This is a genomic window from Escherichia sp. WS1368 (assembly GCF_046487485.1).
Lineage (GTDB): Bacteria > Pseudomonadota > Gammaproteobacteria > Enterobacterales > Enterobacteriaceae > Escherichia > Escherichia coli.
Window position 1 is genome coordinate 67,884 of the sequence record NZ_JBJQJI010000009.1, and the last position, 24,018, is coordinate 91,901.

17 protein-coding genes and 1 pseudogene are annotated in these 24,018 nt (G+C 51.7%); 7 read left to right on the forward strand and 11 right to left on the reverse strand.

What is annotated here, in order from left to right; translation table 11 throughout:
• Positions 1-125 precede the first annotated feature (125 nt).
• The gene (gene rpnA, locus ACJHYD_RS16285) at positions 126-1,019 is read left to right on the forward strand and encodes a recombination-promoting nuclease RpnA (RefSeq protein ID WP_000039100.1); all 894 of its coding nucleotides are present in this window, start codon (positions 126-128) and stop codon (positions 1,017-1,019) included.
• 219 nt (positions 1,020-1,238) lie between these two features.
• On the opposite strand, the gene bioH is transcribed toward rpnA, so the two are convergent.
• Positions 1,239-2,009: a pimeloyl-ACP methyl ester esterase BioH gene (gene bioH, locus ACJHYD_RS16290; RefSeq protein ID WP_001060099.1), complete on the reverse strand. Its 771-nt coding sequence runs from the start codon at positions 2,007-2,009 to the stop codon at positions 1,239-1,241.
• 37 nt (positions 2,010-2,046) lie between these two features.
• Here bioH and gntX point away from each other — a divergent pair, with 37 nt between their 5' ends.
• From gntX to gntT, 3 genes are all read left to right on the forward strand, one after another.
• A complete protein-coding gene (gntX, locus tag ACJHYD_RS16295) occupies positions 2,047-2,730 on the forward strand; it encodes a DNA utilization protein GntX (protein WP_001551765.1) in 684 nt (227 codons plus the stop codon).
• Between the two features lie 58 nt (positions 2,731-2,788).
• A complete protein-coding gene (nfuA, locus tag ACJHYD_RS16300) occupies positions 2,789-3,364 on the forward strand; it encodes a Fe-S biogenesis protein NfuA (RefSeq protein ID WP_000619389.1) in 576 nt (191 codons plus the stop codon).
• A 360-nt stretch (positions 3,365-3,724) separates the two neighbouring features.
• Positions 3,725-5,041 carry a gluconate transporter gene (gntT, locus tag ACJHYD_RS16305; RefSeq protein ID WP_001131758.1) on the forward strand — a complete coding sequence of 439 codons (1,317 nt, stop codon included), beginning with the start codon at positions 3,725-3,727 and terminating at the stop codon, positions 5,039-5,041.
• Between the two features lie 47 nt (positions 5,042-5,088).
• Here gntT and malQ read toward each other — a convergent pair whose 3' ends face one another.
• Together malQ and malP are read right to left on the reverse strand one after the other, a co-directional pair.
• Positions 5,089-7,170 (reverse strand): 4-alpha-glucanotransferase, encoded by a 2,082-nt coding sequence (gene malQ, locus ACJHYD_RS16310; RefSeq protein WP_001521477.1) that lies wholly within the window; start codon positions 7,168-7,170, stop codon positions 5,089-5,091.
• A gap of 9 nt (positions 7,171-7,179) precedes the next feature.
• The gene (gene malP / locus ACJHYD_RS16315; protein ID WP_001551766.1) at positions 7,180-9,573 is read right to left on the reverse strand and encodes a maltodextrin phosphorylase; all 2,394 of its coding nucleotides are present in this window, start codon (positions 9,571-9,573) and stop codon (positions 7,180-7,182) included.
• Positions 9,574-10,195: 622 nt separating this feature from the next.
• Between malP and malT the strand changes: the two genes are divergently transcribed.
• Entirely contained in the window at positions 10,196-12,901 is a 2,706-nt protein-coding gene (gene malT, locus ACJHYD_RS16320) for an HTH-type transcriptional regulator MalT (protein ID WP_000906949.1), read from the forward strand.
• 42 nt (positions 12,902-12,943) lie between these two features.
• On the opposite strand, the gene rtcA is transcribed toward malT, so the two are convergent.
• A complete protein-coding gene (gene rtcA, locus ACJHYD_RS16325) occupies positions 12,944-13,960 on the reverse strand; it encodes an RNA 3'-terminal phosphate cyclase (protein ID WP_001521479.1) in 1,017 nt (338 codons plus the stop codon).
• 3 nt (positions 13,961-13,963) lie between these two features.
• Positions 13,964-15,190, reverse strand: a complete 1,227-nt coding sequence (gene rtcB / locus ACJHYD_RS16330) for an RNA-splicing ligase RtcB (RefSeq protein ID WP_001551770.1) — start codon at positions 15,188-15,190, stop codon at positions 13,964-13,966.
• A gap of 186 nt (positions 15,191-15,376) precedes the next feature.
• Between rtcB and rtcR the strand changes: the two genes are divergently transcribed.
• The gene (gene rtcR, locus ACJHYD_RS16335) at positions 15,377-16,975 is read left to right on the forward strand and encodes a DNA-binding transcriptional regulator RtcR (RefSeq protein WP_001551771.1); all 1,599 of its coding nucleotides are present in this window, start codon (positions 15,377-15,379) and stop codon (positions 16,973-16,975) included.
• Here rtcR and ACJHYD_RS16340 read toward each other — a convergent pair.
• From ACJHYD_RS16340 to glpE, 3 genes are read right to left on the reverse strand one after another with little or no spacing between them, the layout of a single operon-like run.
• A complete protein-coding gene (locus tag ACJHYD_RS16340) occupies positions 16,957-17,715 on the reverse strand; it encodes a DeoR/GlpR family transcriptional regulator (RefSeq protein ID WP_000815099.1) in 759 nt (252 codons plus the stop codon). The two genes, rtcR and ACJHYD_RS16340, sit on opposite strands and share 19 nt — an antisense overlap.
• A gap of 16 nt (positions 17,716-17,731) precedes the next feature.
• Positions 17,732-18,562 carry a rhomboid family intramembrane serine protease GlpG gene (gene glpG / locus ACJHYD_RS16345; RefSeq protein WP_001551773.1) on the reverse strand — a complete coding sequence of 277 codons (831 nt, stop codon included), beginning with the start codon at positions 18,560-18,562 and terminating at the stop codon, positions 17,732-17,734.
• Between the two features lie 44 nt (positions 18,563-18,606).
• On the reverse strand, positions 18,607-18,933 hold the full coding sequence (glpE, locus tag ACJHYD_RS16350; protein WP_000371928.1) for a thiosulfate sulfurtransferase GlpE: 327 nt from the start codon (positions 18,931-18,933) through the stop codon (positions 18,607-18,609).
• 189 nt (positions 18,934-19,122) lie between these two features.
• Between glpE and glpD the strand changes: the two genes are divergently transcribed.
• Complete coding sequence (gene glpD, locus ACJHYD_RS16355; RefSeq protein ID WP_001551774.1) at positions 19,123-20,628, forward strand: glycerol-3-phosphate dehydrogenase; 1,506 nt, start codon at positions 19,123-19,125, stop codon at positions 20,626-20,628.
• 214 nt (positions 20,629-20,842) lie between these two features.
• Here glpD and ACJHYD_RS16360 read toward each other — a convergent pair.
• The 3 genes and pseudogenes from ACJHYD_RS16360 to ACJHYD_RS16370 form a co-directional block, all read right to left on the reverse strand.
• Positions 20,843-21,443: pseudogene (locus ACJHYD_RS16360) on the reverse strand (hypothetical protein).
• A gap of 2 nt (positions 21,444-21,445) precedes the next feature.
• Positions 21,446-22,438 (reverse strand): PstS family phosphate ABC transporter substrate-binding protein, encoded by a 993-nt coding sequence (locus ACJHYD_RS16365; protein ID WP_001032207.1) that lies wholly within the window; start codon positions 22,436-22,438, stop codon positions 21,446-21,448.
• A 25-nt stretch (positions 22,439-22,463) separates the two neighbouring features.
• Positions 22,464-23,972 carry a PstS family phosphate ABC transporter substrate-binding protein gene (locus ACJHYD_RS16370; RefSeq protein ID WP_122989436.1) on the reverse strand — a complete coding sequence of 503 codons (1,509 nt, stop codon included), beginning with the start codon at positions 23,970-23,972 and terminating at the stop codon, positions 22,464-22,466.
• Positions 23,973-24,018 lie beyond the last annotated feature (46 nt).

The following is a 24,018-nucleotide window of genomic DNA, read 5'->3' on the forward strand; positions in this document are numbered from 1 at the left end:
ATGCAATTCTTGCAGCGCGACGTAAGTTCCTCTGAAAGCGTCTCGCAGGGATGAAAACTGGCTAATGCACAGGTGTGGAGTGGCGCGTAGAGTCGCGGCATTCAAATAACAGGTGAAGGAACGCCATGAGCAAAAAGCAGAGTTCCACCCCACACGATGCGCTGTTCAAACTCTTTTTACGCCAACCGGAGACGGCACGCGATTTTCTTGCGTTTCATTTACCGGCACCCATTCACGCGCTCTGTGATATGAAAACCCTCAAGCTGGAGTCGAGCAGCTTTATTGATGACGATCTGCGTGAAAGCTATTCCGACGTGCTGTGGTCGGTGAAAACGGAACAAGGGCCAGGATACATCTATTGTCTGATTGAACATCAAAGCACCTCAAACAAACTGATCGCATTTCGCATGATGCGCTACGCCATTGCCGCAATGCAAAATCACCTGGATGCCGGATACAAAACCTTGCCGATGGTGGTGCCATTGTTGTTTTACCACGGTATTGAAAGCCCCTATCCCTATTCGCTGTGTTGGCTTGATTGTTTCGCCGATCCCAACCTGGCAAGGCAGCTTTATGCCTCTGCATTTCCGCTGATTGATGTCACCGTCATGCCTGATGATGAAATCATGCAGCACCGACGTATGGCACTGCTGGAGTTAATTCAAAAACATATTCGTCAACGCGACCTGATGGGGCTGGTAGAGCAAATGGCCTGCTTATTAAGTAGTGGATACGCTAATGACAGACAAATCAAAGGGCTGTTTAATTACATACTGCAAACTGGCGATGCGGTACGTTTTAACGATTTTATCGACGGTGTGGCCGAACGTTCACCGAAACACAAGGAGAGTTTAATGACTATTGCGGAAAGATTGCGGCAGGAGGGGTTTCAGAAAGGTATACGTACCAACGCCCTAAATATTGCCAAAACCATGCTGGATGCCGGAGTCTCTCTTGAGGACGTTCTGCGATTTACCAGCCTGACGGTTGAAGACCTTGCTGAAATAAATCATCAATAACGTAAAGGATGGTTTTAATGACAGATGCAGAAAGAGAATATCTTATTAGTTACCTGATTGGTTATTTATTGGATCGACGCCTGGAAGCCCTGGATATCGCCAAAAGAATGCTGTAATCCGGAGTCCATCTTGCAGACACCCTGCGTTTTACCGGGGTGTCAGAAGAAGAGTTGGCTGCGGCGAGTCAGTAAAGTTCTGTCTCGCCATTTCAAAAGCCACCTACACCCTCTGCTTCAACGCCACCAACATGCGACAAAACTCGGCCGGATGCGAAATAAACGGCGCATGGGCCGCTTTGGCGAAGATGTATGATTCGCTGTGAGGCCAAAGTTTATCCAGCATCGGCACCACTTTGCGCGGCACCAGACCGTCGAGATAGCCATACAATCGCAAAAACGGCATGGACACGTTTTGCAGCGACTGACGGAGATCGACCGTTTTCAGGATTTCCAGCCCGCCATTAAGCACGTCAACCTCCGGCATCGGTAACGCCAGAACGGTTTTCTTCAGCGCCCGCGCATCCTGGCGGGCCGTTTCAGTACCCATGGTTTGTAACGCCAGGAACCGCTCCACTGTACGCTGAAAATCATCACTGAGTTGCTGCTGAAATCCCGCCAGCACGTCCGGTTTTATCCCCGGCCACTCGTCACGAGCACTAAAACAAGGTGACGACGCCACGGTGACCAGCGCCTGAACACGCTCGGGATGGGTTAACGCAATCTGGCTTGCCACCAGCCCGCCCAGACTCCAGCCTAACCAAATGGCTTTATCAGGTGCCTGTCGCAGCACGGCTTCGGCCATATCAGCAAGTGACATCGCACCAAATCCCCGGCTACGCCCGAAGCCGGGCAGGTCAACAAGGTGCAGCGTAAAATGCGAGCTAAGTTCCTCGTCAATGCAACGCCACACTTCGGCATTCAGTCCCCATCCGTGCAACAGCACAAGATGAACATTCCCCTGACCTTTGGTCTGCCACCAGATGTTATTCATCCGTTATTGTTCTCTTTTGACTTACAAGGATGAACATATGCTAACAGTACCGGGATTATGCTGGCTATGCCGAATGCCGCTGGCGTTAGGTCATTGGGGGATTTGTTCGGTCTGCTCACGCGCCGCCCGTAGCGATAAAACGTTATGCCCACAATGTGGATTACCCGCTACACACGCCCATCTTCCCTGCGGCCGCTGCCTGCAAAAACCGCCGCCCTGGCAAAGACTGGTCACGGTTGCCGACTATGCGCCGCCGTTAAGTCCGCTTATCCACCAGCTTAAGTTTTCCCGGCGCAGCGAAATCGCCAGCGCCCTGGCACGTCTGTTACTATTGGAAGTCTTACACGCTCGTCGCACCACTGGCTTGCAACTGCCGGATCGCATCATCAGCGTTCCGTTATGGCAGCGACGTCACTGGCGTCGGGGATTTAATCAGAGCGATTTGCTGTGTCAGCCGTTATCACGCTTGTTGCACTGCCGATGGGATAGCGAAGCCGTCACACGAACACGGGCCACTGCGACCCAGCATTTTCTCAGTGCCCGGCTGCGCAAGCGCAACCTGAAAAATGCCTTTCGCCTTGAATTGCCTGTGCAAGGTCGCCATATGGTGATAGTGGATGATGTCGTCACCACCGGAAGTACCGTCGCAGAGATTGCGCAGCTGCTTTTACGCAATGGTGCGGCGACTGTCCAGGTCTGGTGCCTTTGTCGAACCTTGTAGAGCCTCGATGATGGGCGTATTATAACCAACTAAAATAGTCAACTATTAGGCCATTACTATGATCCGTATTTCCGATGCTGCACAAGCGCACTTTGCCAAACTGCTGGCAAATCAGGAAGAAGGGACACAAATCCGCGTATTTGTGATTAACCCTGGCACGCCTAACGCTGAATGTGGCGTTTCTTATTGTCCGCCGGACGCTGTAGAAGCCACCGACACTGCCCTGAAATTTGACCTGCTGACCGCGTATGTTGATGAGTTAAGCGCTCCTTACCTGGAAGATGCAGAGATCGACTTTGTTACAGACCAGTTGGGTTCCCAGTTAACGCTGAAAGCGCCTAACGCCAAAATGCGTAAAGTCGCAGACGATGCACCGCTGATGGAGCGCGTGGAGTATATGCTGCAGTCGCAGATCAACCCACAGCTTGCTGGTCACGGTGGTCGCGTTTCGCTGATGGAAATCACCGAAGACGGTTACGCCATTCTGCAATTTGGCGGCGGCTGTAACGGTTGTTCCATGGTAGATGTGACGCTGAAAGAAGGGATCGAGAAGCAGCTGCTGAACGAATTCCCGGAGCTGAAAGGTGTGCGCGATCTCACCGAACACCAGCGCGGCGAGCACTCCTACTACTAAGTTATCCCCTCTTTTGTAGATTGCCCGATGCGACGCTAAAGCGTCATTTCGGGCCTACGTTGAACATGTGCCAGACGTTGGCGCAGCATTGCTTTGGCAAATCCCTCCCTTCGTTTCCTCGCGATAATATGACCAACCTCTCATAATTTAAATTTACCCCGCTCTGGTGATTCTCAAACGCCGGATGTTACCCGTATCATTCACGTGGGTACCAAACATACTCCTGACATCTGACTACAATAATTAGTTTTGGTGGGTATCAGTCGTGGTGCCGCAATATCTCTGTTCCCGATTGGGATAATTAGAGTTTGTCGTCAGAAAATTGACGTTACCCATAACAAATGAAAGGCCAGGTAAATCATGCCATTAGTCATTGTTGCTATCGGTGTAATCTTGTTGTTGCTCCTGATGATCCGCTTCAAAATGAACGGCTTCATCGCTCTCGTCCTCGTGGCGCTTGCTGTTGGATTAATGCAAGGAATGCCGCTGGATAAAGTTATTGGCTCCATCAAAGCCGGTGTCGGCGGGACGCTCGGTAGCCTTGCCCTGATCATGGGTTTTGGCGCAATGCTGGGCAAAATGCTGGCAGACTGTGGTGGCGCACAACGTATCGCCACCACGCTGATTGCTAAATTTGGTAAAAAACACATCCAGTGGGCGGTGGTACTGACCGGTTTTACCGTTGGTTTTGCCCTGTTCTATGAAGTGGGTTTCGTGCTGATGCTGCCGCTGGTGTTTACCATCGCGGCTTCCGCGAATATTCCACTGCTGTATGTTGGTGTACCAATGGCGGCTGCACTGTCTGTGACCCACGGCTTCCTGCCACCGCATCCGGGTCCGACTGCGATTGCCACCATTTTCAATGCCGATATGGGTAAAACTCTGCTGTACGGTACTATTCTGGCAATCCCGACCGTGATTCTCGCCGGTCCGGTTTACGCTCGCGTGCTGAAAGGTATCGATAAGCCGATCCCGGAAGGTCTGTACAGCGCGAAAACCTTCAGCGAAGAAGAGATGCCGAGTTTTGGCGTAAGCGTCTGGACCTCTCTGGTCCCGGTTGTGCTGATGGCGATGCGTGCGATTGCCGAAATGATCCTGCCGAAAGGTCACGCTTTCCTGCCGGTAGCGGAGTTCCTCGGTGACCCGGTAATGGCTACGCTGATTGCCGTACTGATTGCGATGTTCACCTTTGGTCTGAACCGTGGTCGTTCAATGGATCAGATTAACGACACGCTGGTTTCTTCCATCAAAATCATTGCGATGATGCTGTTGATTATCGGTGGTGGCGGTGCGTTCAAGCAGGTGCTGGTAGACAGCGGCGTGGACAAATACATTGCTTCCATGATGCACGAAACCAACATTTCTCCGCTGCTGATGGCCTGGTCGATTGCTGCCGTACTGCGTATCGCGCTGGGTTCCGCAACCGTTGCGGCAATCACTGCGGGTGGTATCGCGGCACCGCTGATTGCAACGACGGGTGTTAGCCCGGAGCTGATGGTTATTGCGGTTGGTTCCGGTAGTGTGATTTTCTCTCACGTGAACGATCCGGGCTTCTGGCTGTTCAAAGAGTACTTTAACCTGACTATCGGCGAGACCATCAAGTCCTGGTCGATGCTGGAAACCATTATCTCGGTGTGCGGTCTGGTAGGCTGTCTGCTGCTGAATATGGTGATTTGATAACACCGACTGCCGGATGCATCGCATCCGGCATCAACCGCACCCTACTACTTCTTCGCTGCCGCTCTGCGCCGTCTGTCCAAATCCTTCAGCAACTTGTTCACGCCATCATCGGCAAACATCGCCTCAAGCGTTGCAGAGAGCTTGCGCCGCCAGTTTTTATACTGGTAACTGGTGCCGGGAATATTTACCGGTTCCGCCATATCCAGCCAGTCTTCTGGCTGTAGCCCTAACAGGGCACTGTTACTGTCAGCGATATAACGTTGCAAACCACGATTCAGCGTCGGCGTCATCGACATCAACGATGCCTTATGCCCGGCACGTTTTGGCAGGCAACCATATTTATGCAGAGCATCCAGCAGTCCTTGCTTCGCCAGTTCGCGATCCTGATACAGACCGCGCAGTACCACTTCATCCGGATACAACCCCAGCGTTTTGCCCAGCGTTAGATCCCCGCTCTCCCAGTAGCCGCGTAGCGTAGGCAGGTCGTGTGTCGCCGCAACCGCCATCGACTGCTCTGGGTACGCTTTCGGTGAGCGGAATGTCTTCTCGTGGTCGTTTTCGAAATAGAGCACTTTGTAGGAGTACACACCGCTGCTGCGCAGCTTACCGACAATCTCTACCGGTACGGTACCGAGATCTTCACCAATCACCATGCAGCGATGACGTTTACTTTCGAGTGCCAGAATCGAGAGCAGATCATCCACCGGATAGTGTACATACGCGCCCTGATCCGCCGTCTCGCCATACGGTATCCACCACAAACGCAGCATCGACATCACATGGTCAATTCGTAATGCGCCGCAGTTTTGCATATTGGCACGCAACAGCTCGATAAACGGTTCATAGGCACGCGCGGTGATGATATGCGGGTCCATTGGCGGCAATCCCCAGTTCTGCCCCAACGGGCCGAGGATATCCGGCGGTGCGCCTACCGACGCTTTCAGGCAATACAGTTCACGGTCGCACCAGGTTTCCGCCCCACCTTCCGCTACGCCAACCGCCAGATCACGATACAAGCCAATCGGCATTTCATAGCCCTGGCTTATCTCCCAGCAGTCGGCAAACTGGCTGTAAGCCAGCCACTGCAACCAGAGATAAAAATCGACGTCATCACGATGTTCTTCGCAGAACTGGCGCACTTCTGGTGAATCCACGTTCTGATACATCTCTGGCCATGCAGGCCAGCCCCAGCGCATTTCGTCCTCTTTCACTTGCTGGGCATGTAGTGCGTCAAACGCCGCCTGCCAGAACAGGCTGTCGCCTTGCTCGGCAACAAACTGGCGAAACGCGGTCATCTGTTCATCATCACGTTGCGCGAAACCTTTCCACGCCATTCGTAATGCTGTCATTTTTAGGGCGGTAACCGTGGAGTAATCAACCCAGTCGGCATCCCGCGCCTGTTGCAGCGTCTGTTGCGTGGTCGGCAACTTCCACCAGGCCTGAGCCTCTTCGCTAAGATGGAAATCTTCGACGGCGTTAACGTCGATATAAATCACATTCAGCCAACGGCGAGAAGACGGGCTATACGGGCTGGCACTTTCCGGATTTGCCGGATAGAGCGCATGAATCGGGTTCAGACCGATGAACGACCCGCCACGTTTTGCCACATCCTCAAGCATCGCTTTGAGATCGCCAAAATCCCCAATACCCCAGTTTTTTTCCGATCGCAGCGTATAAAGCTGAACGCAGGCACCCCACAGCTTTTGTTTATTCAGCAACGCCTGCGGTTCGTAACAGCGTTTCGGTGCCACAATCACCCGGCAATGCGCGCGCTGGTCGTCCTGGGTGAGTGTCAGCGTGTGATAACCTTCCGGCAGCTTCGTCGGTAGATTGAACGCTTTGCCCCCCGTTACATGGCCTTTGTACTGCGTTCCTTCTTCGGTGGTCAGCAGCCAGCTATATTCGCCGCTGCCCTCCACCACCATCGGCATTTTTTTGCCGCTGGTATAAACCATGACATTCGGGACTGGCGTTACCGCCACTTTCGTGGCGGTACGTTGATGCATCGCGTCAAGCAAACGCCGTTTGGTTTCGGCGCTAATCGACTGCGGTTTACCGTGGGCATTGATGTAATTGGGGCTAATCCCCGCCGCCAGCGCGGCATTATCCAGACGTTTGCTTTCCATCGAGCTTCCTTAGCGTTTTGCCTGCCAGATACGAGCCTGATAATCGCGAATAGAGCGATCCGAGCTAAACATACCGCAGCGGGCGGTATTGAGGATCGCCGCGCGGGTCCAGGCCTCCTGGTCGCGGTACAGCACATCCACCTGCTTTTGTGCCTCTACATAAGCGGCGAAATCTGCCATCACCAGATACGGATCGCCGCCCTGTTTGCCGATACTGTGCAGCATCTGGTCGAAGGCATGCTTATCGCCGTCGCTGTATTTACCGCTTTCCAGCTCTTTCAATACTGCGTCCAGCACCTTATCTTTCTTCCGCCATTTCACCGGGTCGTAGCCTTTGGCCAGAATTGCCTTCACTTGTTCCACGGTATGACCAAAAATAAAGATATTTTCTTCACCGACTTTCTCAGCGATTTCAACGTTCGCACCATCCAGCGTACCGACAGTAAGCGCACCATTGAGCGCCAGTTTCATATTGCCGGTACCGGAAGCTTCTTTACCTGCCGTCGAAATTTGTTCGGAGATATCCGCCGCCGGGATCAGTTTTTCCGCCGCCGAAACACAATAATCCGGCAAGAACACCACCTTCAACTTGTCGCCAACCAGCGGATCGTTGTTGATCACGTCAGCCACTTTGTTGATCGCAAAGATAATGTTTTTCGCCAGGTAGTAGCCTGGTGCTGCTTTCGCGCCGAAGAGGAAGACGCGCGGTACGCGATCAGCCTGCGGGTTTTCACGAATTTCTTTGTACAACGCCAGAATATGCAGCAGATTCAGGTGCTGGCGTTTGTACTCATGCAGACGTTTGATCTGAATATCGAAAATCGCCTGTGGATTGATCTCAATACCGGTACGAACTTTCACAAACTCTGCCAGACGGACTTTATTCGCCTGCTTGATCTCGCGATATTGCTGACGGAATTTCGCATCATCAGCGAATTTTTCCAGATTGATCAGCTGATCGAGATCGTTAGCCCACTCTTTTTTCAGTGATTTATCCAACAGAGCCGCCAGTGCCGGGTTGCACTGTTTGATCCAGCGACGTGGGGTAATACCGTTGGTGACGTTATGGAATTTGTTCGGCCATAGCTGGTGATATTCCGGGAACAGATCTTTCACCACCAGATCCGAGTGCAGCGCCGCAACACCGTTCACCGCGAAACCGCCAACCACACACAGGTTCGCCATATGCACTTGTTTGTCGTGCACCACCGCCAGTTTGGCCCACACTTTTTCATCGCCCGGCCAGGTATTTTCCACCAGCGTTTTAAAGCGTGTATTAATTTCGTTAATAATCTGCATGTGGCGCGGCAGTAAGCCTTTCACCAGTTTCACATCCCAGCGTTCCAGCGCTTCTGGCATCAGGGTATGGTTGGTGTAAGCGAATGTTTTGCTGGTAATGGCCCAGGCGTCATCCCAGCTCATCTGGTGCTCATCGATCAGCACGCGCAGCAGTTCTGGAATCGCGATAGTTGGGTGGGTATCGTTCAGCTGAATAACTTCATAATCCGCCAGTTCGTGCAGTTTACGCCCCGCCAGATGATGGCGACGCAAAATATCCGCTACCGAACAGGCACACTGGAAGTATTGCTGCATCAGGCGCAGCTTTTTACCGGCAGTATGGTTGTCGTTTGGATAGAGAACTTTGGTCAGTTTTTCCGCGTTGATGCCCTGCTGTTCGGCACGCAGGAAATCACCATCGTTAAATTTAGTCAGATCAAACGGATGCGCATGCGTCGCCTGCCACAGACGCAGTGGCTGCGCCACGCCATTACGATAGCCGACAACGGGGAGATCCCACGCTTGACCAGTAATGGTAAATTCCGGCTCCCAGCGTCCGTCTTTCGTCACTTTACCGCCAATTCCAACCTGCACATCCAGTGCTTCATTGTGGCGGAACCACGGATAGTTACCACGATGCCAGTCATCCGGCGCTTCAACCTGTTTGCCATCGACAAATGACTGGCGGAACAAGCCATATTGATAATTAAGGCCGTAGCCAGTAGCTGACTGCCCGACAGTTGCCATTGAGTCGAGGAAGCACGCCGCCAGACGTCCCAGACCACCGTTACCCAGCGCCGGGTCGATCTCTTCTTCCAGCAAGTCAGTCAGGTTGATGTCATAAGCCTTCAACGAATCCTGTACATCCTGATACCAGCCGAGATTCAACAGGTTGTTGCCCGTCAGACGACCAATCAAAAACTCCATTGAGATGTAGTTAACATGTCGCTGATTCGCCACCGGTTTGGCAAATGGCTGAGCACGCAGCATTTCGGCCAGTGCTTCACTCACAGCCAGCCACCACTGGCGAGGAGTCATTTCAGCCGCAGAATTTAAGCCATAACGCTGCCACTGACGTGAAAGCGCTTCCTGAAATTGCTTATCGTTAAAAATAGGTTGTGACATAGGAGTTCCACTTTTCTTAGATTTTCAACACAACGTTATCGCTAGTTTGCCAGGCTCGATGTTGACCTTCCTCATCCTGCGGGGGATTAGGCAGGGAGGAGTTGCGGGGATGAGCAAGGAAATGTGATCTCGACCACTTAAAGCTAGTGCAAACCACAGGATTAGCAGCAAATCAATGCCATACAGCGCAGAAAATCTGTATCTAAGTGCAAAAAATGGCCGTTGCGTATTTTCAAAAAGCGGAAGGTAACTCTATAAATTAAGTAAAGGAGTGAAACAGTTTCACAAGTAAAATATCCAGTGTGCTCCATCTCATTCTTAATAGATTTATTAAGATCATCTTTTTAGATAGCACTTTCATCAGGAATGAAGAAGAAACCCTTGCTTAAATGAATCTGATGAACATAAGGGAAATACCGTACAACCCAGCATTCACGCTGTATCAGCGTCGTTTTAGGTGAGTCATTAATAAAGATTTGGAATTGTGACAGAGTGCAAATTCAGACACATAAAAAAACGTCATCGCTTGCATTAGAAAGGTTTCTGGCCGACCTTATAACCATTAATTACGAAGCGCAAAAAAAATAATATTTCCTCATTTTCCACAGTGAAGTGATTAACTATGCTGATTCCGTCAAAATTAAGTCGTCCGGTTCGACTCGACCATACCGTGGTTCGTGAGCGCCTGCTGGCTAAACTTTCCGGCGCGAACAACTTCCGGCTGGCGCTGATCACAAGTCCTGCGGGCTACGGAAAGACCACGCTCATTTCCCAGTGGGCGGCAGGCAAAAACGATATCGGCTGGTACTCGCTGGATGAAGGTGATAACCAGCAAGAGCGTTTCGCCAGCTATCTCATTGCCGCCGTGCAGCAGGCAACCAACGGTCACTGTGCGATATGTGAGACGATGGCGCAAAAACGGCAATATGCCAGCCTGACGTCACTCTTCGCCCAGCTTTTCATTGAGCTGGCGGAATGGCATAGCCCACTTTATCTGGTCATCGATGACTATCATCTGATCACTAATCCAGTGATCCACGAGTCAATGCGCTTCTTTATTCGCCATCAACCAGAAAATCTCACCCTGGTGGTGTTGTCACGCAACCTTCCGCAACTGGGCATTGCCAATCTGCGTGTTCGTGATCAACTGCTGGAAATTGGCAGTCAGCAACTGGCATTTACCCATCAGGAAGCGAAGCAGTTTTTTGATTGCCGTCTGTCATCGCCGATTGAAGCCGCAGAAAGCAGTCGGATTTGCGATGACGTTTCCGGTTGGGCGACGGCACTACAGCTAATCGCCCTCTCCGCCCGGCAGAATACCCACTCAGCCCATAAGTCGGCACGCCGCCTGGCGGGAATCAATGCCAGCCATCTTTCGGATTATCTGGTCGATGAGGTTTTGGATAACGTCGATCTCGCAACGCGCCATTTTCTGTTGAAAAGCGCTATTTTGCGCTCAATGAACGATGCACTCATCAACCGTGTGACCGGCGAAGAAAACGGGCAAATGCGCCTCGAAGAGATTGAGCGCCAGGGGCTGTTTTTACAGCGGATGGATGATACCGGCGAGTGGTTCTGCTATCACCCGCTGTTTGGTAACTTCCTGCGTCAGCGCTGCCAGTGGGAACTGGCGGCGGAGCTGCCGGAAATTCACCGTGCTGCCGCAGAAAGCTGGATGGCCCAGGGATTTCCCAGCGAAGCGATTCATCATGCGCTGGCGGCAGGCGATGCGCTGATGCTGCGCGATATTCTGCTTAATCACGCCTGGAGTCTGTTCAACCATAGCGAACTGTCGCTGCTGGAAGAGTCGCTTAAGGCCCTGCCGTGGGACAGTTTGCTGGAAAATCCGCAGTTAGTGTTATTGCAGGCGTGGCTGATGCAAAGCCAACATCGCTACGGCGAAGTTAACACCCTGCTAGCCCGTGCTGAACATGAAATCAAGGACATCAGAGAAGGCACCATGCACGCAGAATTTAACGCTCTGCGCGCCCAGGTAGCGATTAACGATGGTAATCCGGATGAAGCGGAACGGCTGGCAAAACTGGCACTGGAAGAACTGCCTCCGGGCTGGTTCTATAGCCGCATTGTAGCAACCTCAGTGCTGGGTGAAGTATTGCACTGCAAAGGCGAATTGACCCGCTCACTGGCGTTAATGCAGCAAACCGAACAGATGGCGCGCCAGCACGATGTCTGGCACTACGCCTTATGGAGTTTAATCCAGCAAAGTGAAATTCTGTTTGCCCAAGGGTTCCTGCAAACCGCGTGGGAAACGCAGGAAAAAGCGTTCCAGCTGATCAACGAGCAGCATCTGGAACAGCTGCCAATGCATGAGTTTCTGGTGCGCATTCGTGCGCAGCTGTTATGGGCCTGGGCGCGGCTGGATGAAGCCGAAGCGTCGGCGCGTAGCGGGATTGAAGTCTTGTCGTCTTATCAGCCACAGCAACAGCTTCAGTGCCTGGCAATGTTGATTCAATGCTCGCTGGCCCGTGGTGATTTAGATAACGCCCGTAGCCAGCTGAACCGTCTGGAAAACCTGCTGGGAAATGGCAAATATCACAGCGACTGGATCTCTAACGCCAACAAAGTCCGGGTGATTTACTGGCAAATGACCGGCGATAAAGCCGCCGCTGCCAACTGGTTGCGTCATACGGCTAAACCAGAGTTTGCGAACAACCACTTCCTGCAAGGTCAATGGCGCAACATTGCCCGTGCACAAATCTTGCTGGGCGAGTTTGAACCGGCAGAAATTGTTCTCGAAGAACTCAATGAAAACGCCCGCAGTCTGCGGTTGATGAGCGATCTCAACCGTAACCTGTTGCTGCTTAATCAACTGTACTGGCAGGCCGGACGTAAAAGTGACGCCCAGCGTGTGTTGCTGGACGCATTAAAACTGGCGAATCGCACCGGATTTATCAGTCATTTTGTCATCGAAGGCGAAGCGATGGCGCAACAACTGCGCCAGCTGATTCAACTCAATACGCTGCCGGAACTGGAACAGCATCGTGCGCAGCGTATTCTGCGAGAAATCAATCAACATCATCGGCATAAATTCGCCCATTTCGATGAGAATTTCGTTGAACGTCTGCTAAATCATCCGGAAGTGCCAGAACTGATCCGCACCAGCCCGTTGACCCAACGTGAATGGCAGGTACTGGGGCTGATTTACTCCGGTTACAGCAACGAGCAAATTGCAGGCGAGCTGGAAGTGGCGGCAACCACCATCAAAACGCATATCCGCAATCTGTACCAAAAACTCGGTGTCGCCCACCGTCAGGCCGCGGTACAACACGCGCAGAAACTGCTGAAGATGATGGGATATGGGGTATGAGTTCAGCCGGATATTACGTCGGATCCGGCTTACATCTTTATATCATTCAATGCTCACCCGCGTTACGCCATCAGCCTCCACCAGACTAAACCGCACTGGCAAGAAACGCTCCACCACCGCGATATTGGTCAGCAGATGGCATGAGGGATGGGCGACCGTAAATTCTCCCGCGCCCGCCAGCGCCATCGGTAGCACCAGCTGGTCGGCGAGATATTCCCCCACTGCCGCCGGGCTTGCCAGGTAGCGTTTCACCTCTTTCACTAACTGCGCGGCTACCACTTCGGCACTGACGCGCTTTTCACCGACGACGAAAAAGCGTTCAGTGATATTTTCACTTTCGACTTCCAGCGAGACGGTATTACCCGGCCCCTGGTCGCGCGGCAGGCTATGAATATTCTGCTCATGCAGGGAAAAACTTGCCACCAGCGTAGCGATTTCACGCTCAGCAACATGCCTCGGCACGCCAGCTAATAGCACCTCTCCACGCATCTGCACAATGTTCCCGCGCTCGCCAAGTTGCAAGGTGTTAAACAATGCCACGGGCGAGACTTCCGCTGCCACCACCCCGCCTCCAGCAGGATAAAAACCGTGGCGTAATAATGTGGTTTGCTGATGAATGCCCATTTTCGCCAGCAGCGGCTCCAGCACCCGACAGATAAAATCCGCAGGCGGTGCCGACGGGTTATCGGTGCCACCGCTCACTTCAACACGCGAAGGTCCATCAGCAAACCACAGCGCGGGCAGCACCGTTTGCAGTACCAGCGTACAACTTCCGGCGCTACCGATAGCAAAGCGGTAATCGCCGCCGTGCACGGTACCTGGCCGGAAGACCAGACGCTGCGACCCTAGCTCCGCGCCTTCCACCGTTGCCCTACAAATTTCCGCAGCCGCTTTTACCGCGGTCAGATGCTGGCGCAACAGCCCCGGTTTCGCCCGCCCGGCACGAATGCCAGTGATGGTAAATGGCTGGCCAGTTATCATCGACAGGCTCAGCGCCGAGCGCAGGATCTGCCCGCCGCCTTCGCCCTGTGCGCCATCCAGCGCAATCATCCTTTTCATCATTTATCCTTTTACGCACACCACCTGACGCAGGGTATAGATAACTTCCACCAGATCGCTTTGTGCCGCCATCACCGCATCAATATCTTTATACGCCATCGGGATTTCGTCGATCACTTCGGCATCTTTACGGCATTCCACATGCGCGGTGGCACGAATTTGATCTTCCACGCTGAACAGTTTTTTCGCTTTGGTACGGCTCATTACCCGCCCGGCACCGTGGCTGCACGAACAGAACGATTCTTCATTTCCCAGCCCACGGACGATAAAGCTTTTCGCTCCCATCGACCCTGGAATAATTCCATATTGACCCGCACGCGCAGACACCGCGCCTTTACGCGTCACGTAGATCTCTTCACCAAAGTGCTGTTCTTTTTGCACATAGTTGTGATGACAGTTGATCTCTTCCATCGCCAGCGTTTGTGGCTGTCTTACCGTTTTCTGCGTAACGCTCTGCAACGCCGTTACCACGTTTTCCATCATCGCATCGCGGTTAAGGCTGGCAAAAAGCTGCGCCCAGGCCACGGCTTTCAGGTAATCATCAAAGTATTCCGTACCTTCCATAAAGTACGCCAGATCACGCGACGGCAACGTCTCAAGTTGGTCCTGCATCTCTTTTTGCGCCAGATCGATAAAGTAAGTCCCGATGGCGTTACCAATTCCGCGTGAACCGGAGTGCAGCATAATCCACACCTGGTCCGACTCATCAAGGCAGATTTCAATAAAGTGGTTACCCGTTCCCAGCGTTCCCAGGTGTTTATAGTTATTGGTATTCAGGAAACGGGGATATTTTTGCGTTAACCACTGATAACCGGCTTCCAGCTCAGCCCATTTCGCATCGACGTTAACAGGCGGATTTTCCCATGCGCCTTTATCACGTTTACAACGTCCGGTAGTACGTCCGTGCGGCACGGCTGTTTCAATCGCCTGACGCAGCTCCGCCAGGTTTTCAGGCAGGTCTGCCGCCGTTAACGCGGTACGCAGCGCGTTCATTCCACAACCGATATCCACGCCCACCGCCGCCGGAATAATCGCCCCTTTGGTTGGGATCACGCTACCAATGGTGGAACCTTTACCCAGGTGTACATCAGGCATTACCGCAATATGTTTGAAAATAAACGGCATCTTCGCCGTATTAATAAGTTGCTGACGCGCATCGGCCTCTACCGGCACGCCTTTGGTCCACATTTTTACCGGGGCATTTTCAGTGGTCAGTAATTCGTAATTCATTTTGTTTTTCTCTTTTCGTTGGTATGTCCTGATAATTGCAACCGTCGTACCAGAAAATTAAATAAGCAGCTTAATTTTTTAATTCATTGTTTTTAAAAAAATTATACCTTTACGTCCGTAAACGGAGATTTCCCGCAAAGCCAATTTACCGATAATGAAATATCGTCTTTTATAAGGATATCTAAGATGCGTAAAACAGTGGCTTTTGGTTTTGTCGGAACGGTGCTGGATTATGCCGGGCGCGGCAGTCAGCGCTGGTCAAAATGGCGTCCGACACTCTGTCTATGCCAGCAAGAATCGTTAGTTATCGATCGGCTGGAATTATTGCACGACGCCCGCTCGCGCTCGCTATTCGAAACGCTTAAACGCGATATCGCCAGCGTTTCGCCAGAAACAGAAGTGGTGGGCGTTGAGATAGAACTGCATAACCCGTGGGATTTCGAAGAGGTTTACGCCTGCCTGCATGATTTCGCCCGTGGTTACGCGTTCCAGCCAGAAAATGAAGATTATTTAATTCACATCACCACCGGCACCCACGTCGCGCAGATTTGCTGGTTTCTACTGGCAGAAGCGCGTTACCTGCCCGCCCGGTTGATACAATCTTCACCACCGCGCAAAAAAGAACAACCGCGCGGCGCAGGTGAAGTGACGATTATCGATCTCGATTTAAGCCGTTATAACGCTATCGCCAGCCGCTTTGCCGAGGAACGCCAACAAACGCTCGATTTCCTCAAATCAGGCATCGCCACGCGTAACCCACACTTCAACCGCATGATTGAGCAGATCGAAAAAGTGGCGATCAAATCCCGCGCACCGATCCTGCTTAACGGCCCGACCGGGGCGGGTAAGTCATTTCTGGCGCGACGCATCTTTGAATTGAAACAGGCGCGGCATCAGTTTAGCGGCGCGTTTGTGGAAATGAACTGCGCCACCCTGCGTGGCGATACCGCCATGTCGACGCTGTTTGGTCATGTGAAAGGCGCGTTTACCGGGGCGCGGGAGTCGCGGGAAGGATTATTACGCAGCGCCAACGGCGGGATGTTATTTCTTGATGAGATTGGCGAATTGGGCGCAGACGAACAGGCAATGCTGCTGAAAGCCATTGAAGAGAAAACCTTTTATCCGTTTGGCAGCGATCGCCAGGTGAGTAGCGACTTTCAGCTTATCGCCGGAACGGTGCGCGATTTGCGTCAGCTGGTTGCCGAAGGCAAATTCCGCGAAGATCTGTACGCGCGGATCAATCTCTGGACCTTCACCCTGCCGGGTCTACTCCAGCGCCAGGAAGATATTGAACCGAACCTGGATTATGAAGTGGAGCGCCACGCCTCACTCACTGGTGACAGCGTGCGTTTTAACACCGAAGCGCGGCGCGCCTGGCTGGCCTTTGCGACATCTCCCCAGGCAACATGGCGCGGTAACTTTCGCGAACTTTCTGCCAGCGTCACGCGGATGGCCACCTTTGCCACTAGCGGACGCATCACTCTGGACGTGGTTGAAGATGAGATAAACCGTCTGCGCTATAACTGGCAGGAGAGCCGTCCCTCCGCGCTTACACAACTGCTGGGCGCAGAGGCAGAAAACATCGATCTCTTCGACCGTATGCAACTGGAACACGTTATCGCTATCTGCCGCCAGGCAAAGTCGCTTTCTGCTGCCGGACGCCAGCTTTTTGACGTTTCGCGCCAGGGCAAAGCCAGCGTCAACGACGCAGATCGGCTACGCAAATACCTGGCGCGTTTTGGTCTGACGTGGGAAGCCTTGCAGGATCAGCACAGCTCCAGTTGAATATGATGGTCCGTCAGCACCTGCATGACGCTTACTGGCGGCGGGGCGTCGGTGTAGACAGCATCAACCATGCTGATGCTCCCCATATTGACCATCGCATTACGGCCAAATTTCGAGTGATCGACAACCAGCATAACGTGGCGCGAGTTCTCAATAATAGCGCGTTTGGTGCGAACTTCGTGGTAATCGAATTCCAGCAACGAGCCGTCGCTATCGATGCCGCTGATCCCCAGAATGCCGAAATCAAGGCGGAACTGGGAGATAAAATCGAGCGTCGCTTCGCCTATGATCCCACCATCGCGGCTACGTAATTCGCCACCGGCGAGAATAATACGGAAATCTTCTTTTACCATCAACGTGTTAGCGACGTTGAGATTGTTGGTGACAATGCGCAAATTGCTGTGATTAAGCAGCGCGTGCGCCACCGCTTCCGGGGTGGTGCCGATATCGATAAACAGCGTCGAGCCGTTGGGGATTTGCTCCGCCACTTTGCGGGCGATGCGCTCTTTTTCTTCGGTCTGGGTGGCCTTGCGATCGTGCCACGGGGTGTTAACCGAACTGGAAGGCAGCGCCGCGCCGCCATGATGGCGCAGGATCAGGTTTTGCTCTGCCAGCTCATTGAGGTCACGACGAATAGTCTGCGGGCTGACGGAGAAGTGCTCCACCAGTTCCTCGGTACTGACATAACCTTGCTGTTTAACCAGTTCGATAATACCGTTGTGACGTTGTGTTTGTTTCATTTATAAATCCCTGGAATTATTTTCGTTTTCGCGCATTGAGCGAATCAACAAAAGCCATCGCTAAACCCACGGCTAACCCGGCGATGTGTGCTCCGTTCGCCATCGACATCCCAAACAAATCAAACCATCCGGCGACAATCCAGATCAGCGCAAAGATAATTAACCCACGTTGCAGGTAAATGCCACTTTGCGGATCGCGTTCGCCACGTAGCCAGACGTAGCCCATCAGCGCATACACCACGCCAGAAAGCCCGCCAAACCACGGCCCGCTGAATTTTTGCTGCACATAGCCGCTTAACAGGGCGCTAATGAGAGTAATGACAATTAGCTTACCGCTACCGAGGCGTTTTTCCACCGCACCGCCGAGATACCACCACCAGAGCAGGTTAAAGAGGATATGCATCAGCGAGAAGTGCATTAACGCGTGGGTGAAGTAACGCCAGAACTCAAATTTCAGTGTTGGATCGAATGGCCAGGCCAGCCATAACATCACTTCCTGATCGCCGAGAATTTGCATGGCAATAAACACCACCACGCAGGCGATCATCATCACCCAGGTTACCGGACCTGCGCGTTCACGCAAGGCAGCAAAGAAAGGATAACGGCGATAATGCAGGCCACTGCCGGTATGGCCCGCCTGCCAGCTGGCCGCCAGATAACGCGAATCTGCCGGGTTTTCGAGAAAACGCGCCAGCTCCGCCCGTACGCGCTCGGCCTGGGACTCATCCGCCAGCCAGACGTCGCTTTGGTTATGTTGTTGAATCGTGAGGATAACACCCTGCGTCGCCATGTAATCAACAAACGCCTGCGCCACGCGGGGGTTAGCAAAAGAGGTAATCATCAACATTGTTGCTGTCGCTTATTCCACACAAAAGGGGACAGTATAAAGCGTTACGCGCCGTACGCCACCTCTGCGGGAAACTGTCGCTGCCAGGCTTCAAAGCCGCCGTCAATGCTATAGACCACATCGTAGCCCTGTTGCAGCAGATACTGCGCCGCCCCTTTGCTGCTATTGCCGTGATAACACATCACCATCACCGGAGTGTCAAAGTCGTTATCACGCATAAACGCGCCCAGTGTGTCGTTGGTTAAATGGAAAGCCTGCACCGCATGCCCCATTGCGAAACTCTGTGGATCGCGAATATCGACCAGCACCGCCTCTTTTTCCTGCAACTTCTGGTGCGCGTCGGCAACGTTAATACATTCGAACTGATCCATGCGTCTCTCTTTCTTTACAAACAAGTGGGCAAATTTACCGCACAGTTTACGTCGAAGCGGCAGATAAACGCCATAATGTTATACATATCACTCTAAAATGTTTTTTCAATGTTACCTAAAGCGCGATTCTTTGCTAATATGTTCGATAACGAACATTTATGAGCTTTAACGAAAGTGAATGAGGGCAGCATGGAAACCAAAGATCTGATTGTGATAGGTGGCGGCATCAATGGTGCTGGTATCGCGGCAGACGCCGCTGGACGCGGTTTATCCGTGCTGATGCTGGAGGCGCAGGATCTCGCTTGTGCGACCTCTTCCGCCAGTTCAAAACTCATTCACGGTGGCCTGCGCTACCTTGAGCACTATGAATTCCGCCTGGTCAGCGAGGCGCTGGCTGAACGTGAAGTGCTACTGAAAATGGCCCCGCATATCGCCTTCCCGATGCGTTTTCGCCTGCCGCATCGTCCGCATCTGCGCCCGGCGTGGATGATTCGGATTGGTCTGTTTATGTACGATCATCTGGGTAAACGCACCAGCCTACCGGGATCAACCGGTTTGCGTTTTGGCGCAAATTCAGTATTAAAACCGGAAATTAAGCGCGGATTCGAATATTCCGACTGTTGGGTAGATGACGCCCGTCTGGTGCTCGCCAACGCCCAGATGGTGGTACGTAAAGGCGGTGAAGTGCTTACCCGGACTCGTGCCACTTCTGCTCGCCGCGAAAACGGCCTGTGGATTGTGGAAGCAGAAGATATCGATACCGGCAAAAAATATAGCTGGCAAGCGCGCGGCCTCGTGAACGCCACCGGCCCGTGGGTGAAGCAGTTCTTCGACGACGGGATGCATCTACCCTCACCTTATGGCATTCGCCTGATCAAAGGCAGCCATATTGTGGTGCCGCGTGTGCATACACAAAAGCAGGCCTACATTCTGCAAAACGAAGATAAACGTATTGTCTTCGTGATCCCGTGGATGGACGAGTTTTCCATCATCGGCACCACCGATGTGGAATACAAAGGTGATCCAAAAGCAGTAAAAATTGAAGAGAGTGAAATCAATTACCTGCTGAAAGTGTATAACACGCACTTTAAAAAGCAGTTAAGCCGGGACGATATCGTCTGGACCTACTCCGGCGTGCGTCCGCTGTGTGATGATGAGTCCGATTCGCCGCAGGCTATCACTCGTGATTACACCCTTGATATCCATGATGAAAACGGCAAAGCGCCGCTGCTGTCGGTATTCGGCGGTAAGTTGACCACCTACCGCAAACTGGCGGAACATGCGCTGGAAAAACTGACGCCGTATTATCAGGGCATTGGCCCGGCATGGACGAAAGAGAGCGTGCTGCCGGGTGGTGCCATTGAAGGCGACCGCGACGATTACTCAGCTCGTCTGCGCCGTCGTTACCCATTCCTGACCGAATCGCTGGCACGTCACTACGCGCGCACTTACGGCAGCAACAGCGAGCTGCTGCTCTGCAATGCGGGGGCGATAGGCGATCTCGGGGAAGATTTCGGTCATGAGTTCTACGAAGCGGAACTGAAATACCTGGTGGATCACGAATGGGTCCGCCGTGCCGACGATGCCCTGTGGCGTCGCACAAAACAAGGCATGTGGCTGAATGCGGATCAACAATCTCGTGTGAGTCAGTGGCTAGTGGAGTATACGCAGCAGAGGTTATCGCTGGCTTCGTGATTTAACGTAAGGTGGTCAGGTCAGATTTCAATCTGACCTGAGACTGATGATAAACAAAAAAACTGCCTGATGCGCTACGCTTATCAGGCCTACGTGGTTTATGCAATATATTGAATTTGCATGATTTTGTAGACAAAATAAGGCGTTCACGCAGCATCCGGCATAAACAAAGCGCACTTCGTCAACAATCTGACCTACTTTTTGATTCAAGGAATTACCGCAAAGCCCACGCAATCATACCCAACGTAACAAAACTCAGACACATTACCCACTCGCCCCACTTCTTCCTCTGACTTCTATTTTTGCTACGCCACTGGCAATAATATCCCAATGCAAAACCAAGCTGGGCGCTTATCGGACCGATAAAGTCAGTCCACGGCTGAGACCCAAATTGAAAAAATTCAGGGGTAACCAGACAATGGTCAGAAAGAAATTGCGCATATTTTCCAGCAAAGCAATTTGCGCTGGCGCGACATAGAAAATGATATTCCACAGGAGCAACCAGAAATAAACTGGTGCAAATACCAACCAACAATGGAGTCTGCTTTTCAGTTCAGATTGAGCTCTGCAAGAAAATTGCCAACCAACGCAACACATGGCACAGAAAAAAAAAGTGCATATTCAGCCAATAACCCAAGTTGGAATTCCAGAAGTGAAATACGCCTGAACATGAGCGGGATAGAGAACAGTATTTCTCCCATAAAACTCAGCGTGATAACACAAGCAGCCAGCGCAACCACCGTCGGCCACACCAACAACGGCACAATAACAAAACCAAGAATTAACGGAGGAATATAAAGTCTGATTTTATTCATCTTTATTGTCCTGATGATTCGGATGATGCGTCATAAATCGGCACATAGCCCACATCCTCTACCAATTGCTGTCCCTGCGGGCTTAAAAACCAGTCGACGAATTTCTGCGTTTCCAGCGTAGGGTTTTCGTGCGTCACCATATAAGCATGAATTATGTACGGATAAGTGCCGTTACGGATATTTTCCTCTGTAGGTGCAACGCCATTTATAGCCAGCAGTTTGATCTGTTTGCGCATTTTGAGCATATTGTCATTCATACGTGTGACGTAATAGTGGAAGGTGTATCCAATAGAAGATGGTGTATTTTGGTAGTCGGCGACTTCGGTAATTAAACCGCCCATAAGATCGATAACAGTGGATTTTTTGGCTGGCAGCATTGGAGTATCTTGCATAACCAGTCCCTTCATAACCGTTTGGCTTCCAGAATCTTCTGGCCGCTGCCAGATTTTTATACCTTCGTCACCGCCGCCCACTTTATTCCAGCGACTCACTTTACCGCTAAAAATGTCTTTGACCTGCTGTTCGCTAAGTGAATTAACCGGGTTTTTGATATCAACGATAAAGACAAAGGCTTCGCGGGCGAAAGCGGTATATTTGAGTTTAACACCTGCTTCTTCTGCACGTTTTTTCTGTCCTTCCGACGGTTGTGCAACAAAAATAACCGTCGCGGTACCCTTAATCAGACTATCGTAGGCTTCAGCTGTTCGGGTTTGTTGCAAACCATACGCCTGCCAGGCCAGCGAGGTTCGATCCTTATCTTTTGGCTCGGGTACTAATTCATAATACGCGGAGGCATACAGCGGGTATAAGGCTGTAGCGCCGTACACTCTCGGCCATCTTGACCAATCATCGTTGTAACGTAATTCAGGTTGCCCCCGCAGAGACGTCAGTCCATGGCTGTCTTCTTCCCTGACGCTGTTATAGTACCCTTCCCGGTCGACACATCCCGCCAGTAGCGCCGTACCTAATAGTAAAACACAGGTGAATTTATTCATTGCGCTGATTCCTTTCTCTCGAGCGTTATTTCATTGTTGGATACAGCGGCACATAGCCCACATCTTCCACCAGACTCTGCCCCTGCGGCGTTAAAAACCATTCAACCAGTTTTTGTGTTTCTGACGTCATATTGTCCCGCGTTACCATAAATGCATCGACGACATAGGGATATTTGCCATTGCGAATATTTTCTGCAGTCGGTGCAATACCGTTAATCGCTAGCAGTTTTATATTTTTATCGGCATTCATTTGTGTTGCGTAATAGCGGAAGGTGTAGCCTATTGCGTTGTTTGTATTACGGTATTCGGCAACGACTTTAATCATTCCCTCCATCATGCTTGCCACTTCGGTTTCCTGCGGCGAGATCATGCGGACATTTTTCATGACCTGCGATTGCATCACTGTCTGGCTGCCAGAGTCTTCCGGGCGTTGCCAGGTCTGGATCTCCTGATCGTTACCGCCAACCGTGCGCCAGTTGGTAATTGCGCCACTAAAAATGTCACGCACTTGTTGTTCAGTCAGGGAATTAACCGGATTATCCGCATTGACGATGAAAACAAACGCTTCACGGGCAAATGGCGTGTACAGCAAAGTGACGCCCGATTTCTCAGCGCGTTTTTTTTGCCCATCGGAAGGTTGCGCCACGAAAATAATATCGGCATCACCGTTAACGATTTTGTTATATGCTTCTTGCGTACGAGAGTTATCCAGATAATCCCAAACGTGAAAATCCTCTGGTATTACACTTAATGCATAAAATGCAGAGGCATAAATGGGGTACGCCGCCGTAGCGCCATCGAGTCGCGGCCAGTTTTGCGTAAATTGAATTTGTGGTTTACCACGCAGTGGCGTCAGTTGATTATTAAGTTTATCGGGTCGCCAGGCCCAGGTATCAATATTTTCACGCACACCGACGCCGGGATTAAGCTGTTTATATAAATAAGCCTGATAACCAGCGACAATACCCAGTAAGAGAAGAATGAACAGAAGTAAATTACGGCAACGTAGACCGGAGGTGCCGGTTAAAGGGTGTCTGGTCGGCCAGCCGTATCCCAGTGAAAAACTGATATGCGCGCCAACGGGAATAATGACTATCCACCAGTACTCACCACCGACGAATGAGACTGTAAAAACGCCCAACCAGGGAAGCATAAGGTTTGCCAACCAACCGGCTCCCATCTGGCGAAATTGATAATCTGCCAGATGTAGCGTGATTATCCAGCCAACCAGGGTTAATAAAGCGGGAACTAAAAAAAGACATTGTCGCCAGGCGGCTATTTCTCTGTTTTCTGGTGCGCTATCGCCCGCCCACACTCGCCCAGAGAAAAATAGCAGTAATGCGCCCAGCGTCAGCATAAAGACGTTGAGTAGAAGATAAATTGTTGGTGTAAAGAGTAAATTGCAAAACTCAAGAATAGCGGCAAGCCCGGCCCCCAGCATGGCAACAACCGCTGCCAAAAATTGCGCCAGTATGGGGATGCCAAAAAAAGTCATTACCAGCGAGGTCAAAATCCATTTTCCGTTTTGCATTATTCTTTCCATTCTTGCTGAATGGCGAAATTATACTCCCCGATAACCC

What these genes read in the sequence shown, in the direction of transcription:
- glpE (WP_000371928.1), bottom strand. Translation starts at nt 18,933, where the DNA reads ATGGATCAGTTCGAATGTATTAACGTTGCCGACGCGCACCAGAAGTTG.
- nfuA (WP_000619389.1), top strand. Translation starts at nt 2,789, where the DNA reads ATGATCCGTATTTCCGATGCTGCACAAGCGCACTTTGCCAAACTGCTG.
- glpG (WP_001551773.1), bottom strand. Translation starts at nt 18,562, where the DNA reads ATGTTGATGATTACCTCTTTTGCTAACCCCCGCGTGGCGCAGGCGTTT.
- ACJHYD_RS16340 (WP_000815099.1), bottom strand. Translation starts at nt 17,715, where the DNA reads ATGAAACAAACACAACGTCACAACGGTATTATCGAACTGGTTAAACAG.
- glpD (WP_001551774.1), top strand. Translation starts at nt 19,123, where the DNA reads ATGGAAACCAAAGATCTGATTGTGATAGGTGGCGGCATCAATGGTGCT.
- malT (WP_000906949.1), top strand. Translation starts at nt 10,196, where the DNA reads ATGCTGATTCCGTCAAAATTAAGTCGTCCGGTTCGACTCGACCATACC.
- rtcB (WP_001551770.1), bottom strand. Translation starts at nt 15,190, where the DNA reads ATGAATTACGAATTACTGACCACTGAAAATGCCCCGGTAAAAATGTGG.
- bioH (WP_001060099.1), bottom strand. Translation starts at nt 2,009, where the DNA reads ATGAATAACATCTGGTGGCAGACCAAAGGTCAGGGGAATGTTCATCTT.
- ACJHYD_RS16365 (WP_001032207.1), bottom strand. Translation starts at nt 22,438, where the DNA reads ATGAATAAATTCACCTGTGTTTTACTATTAGGTACGGCGCTACTGGCG.
- malQ (WP_001521477.1), bottom strand. Translation starts at nt 7,170, where the DNA reads ATGGAAAGCAAACGTCTGGATAATGCCGCGCTGGCGGCGGGGATTAGC.
- malP (WP_001551766.1), bottom strand. Translation starts at nt 9,573, where the DNA reads ATGTCACAACCTATTTTTAACGATAAGCAATTTCAGGAAGCGCTTTCA.
- rpnA (WP_000039100.1), top strand. Translation starts at nt 126, where the DNA reads ATGAGCAAAAAGCAGAGTTCCACCCCACACGATGCGCTGTTCAAACTC.
- gntT (WP_001131758.1), top strand. Translation starts at nt 3,725, where the DNA reads ATGCCATTAGTCATTGTTGCTATCGGTGTAATCTTGTTGTTGCTCCTG.
- rtcA (WP_001521479.1), bottom strand. Translation starts at nt 13,960, where the DNA reads ATGAAAAGGATGATTGCGCTGGATGGCGCACAGGGCGAAGGCGGCGGG.
- gntX (WP_001551765.1), top strand. Translation starts at nt 2,047, where the DNA reads ATGCTAACAGTACCGGGATTATGCTGGCTATGCCGAATGCCGCTGGCG.
- rtcR (WP_001551771.1), top strand. Translation starts at nt 15,377, where the DNA reads ATGCGTAAAACAGTGGCTTTTGGTTTTGTCGGAACGGTGCTGGATTAT.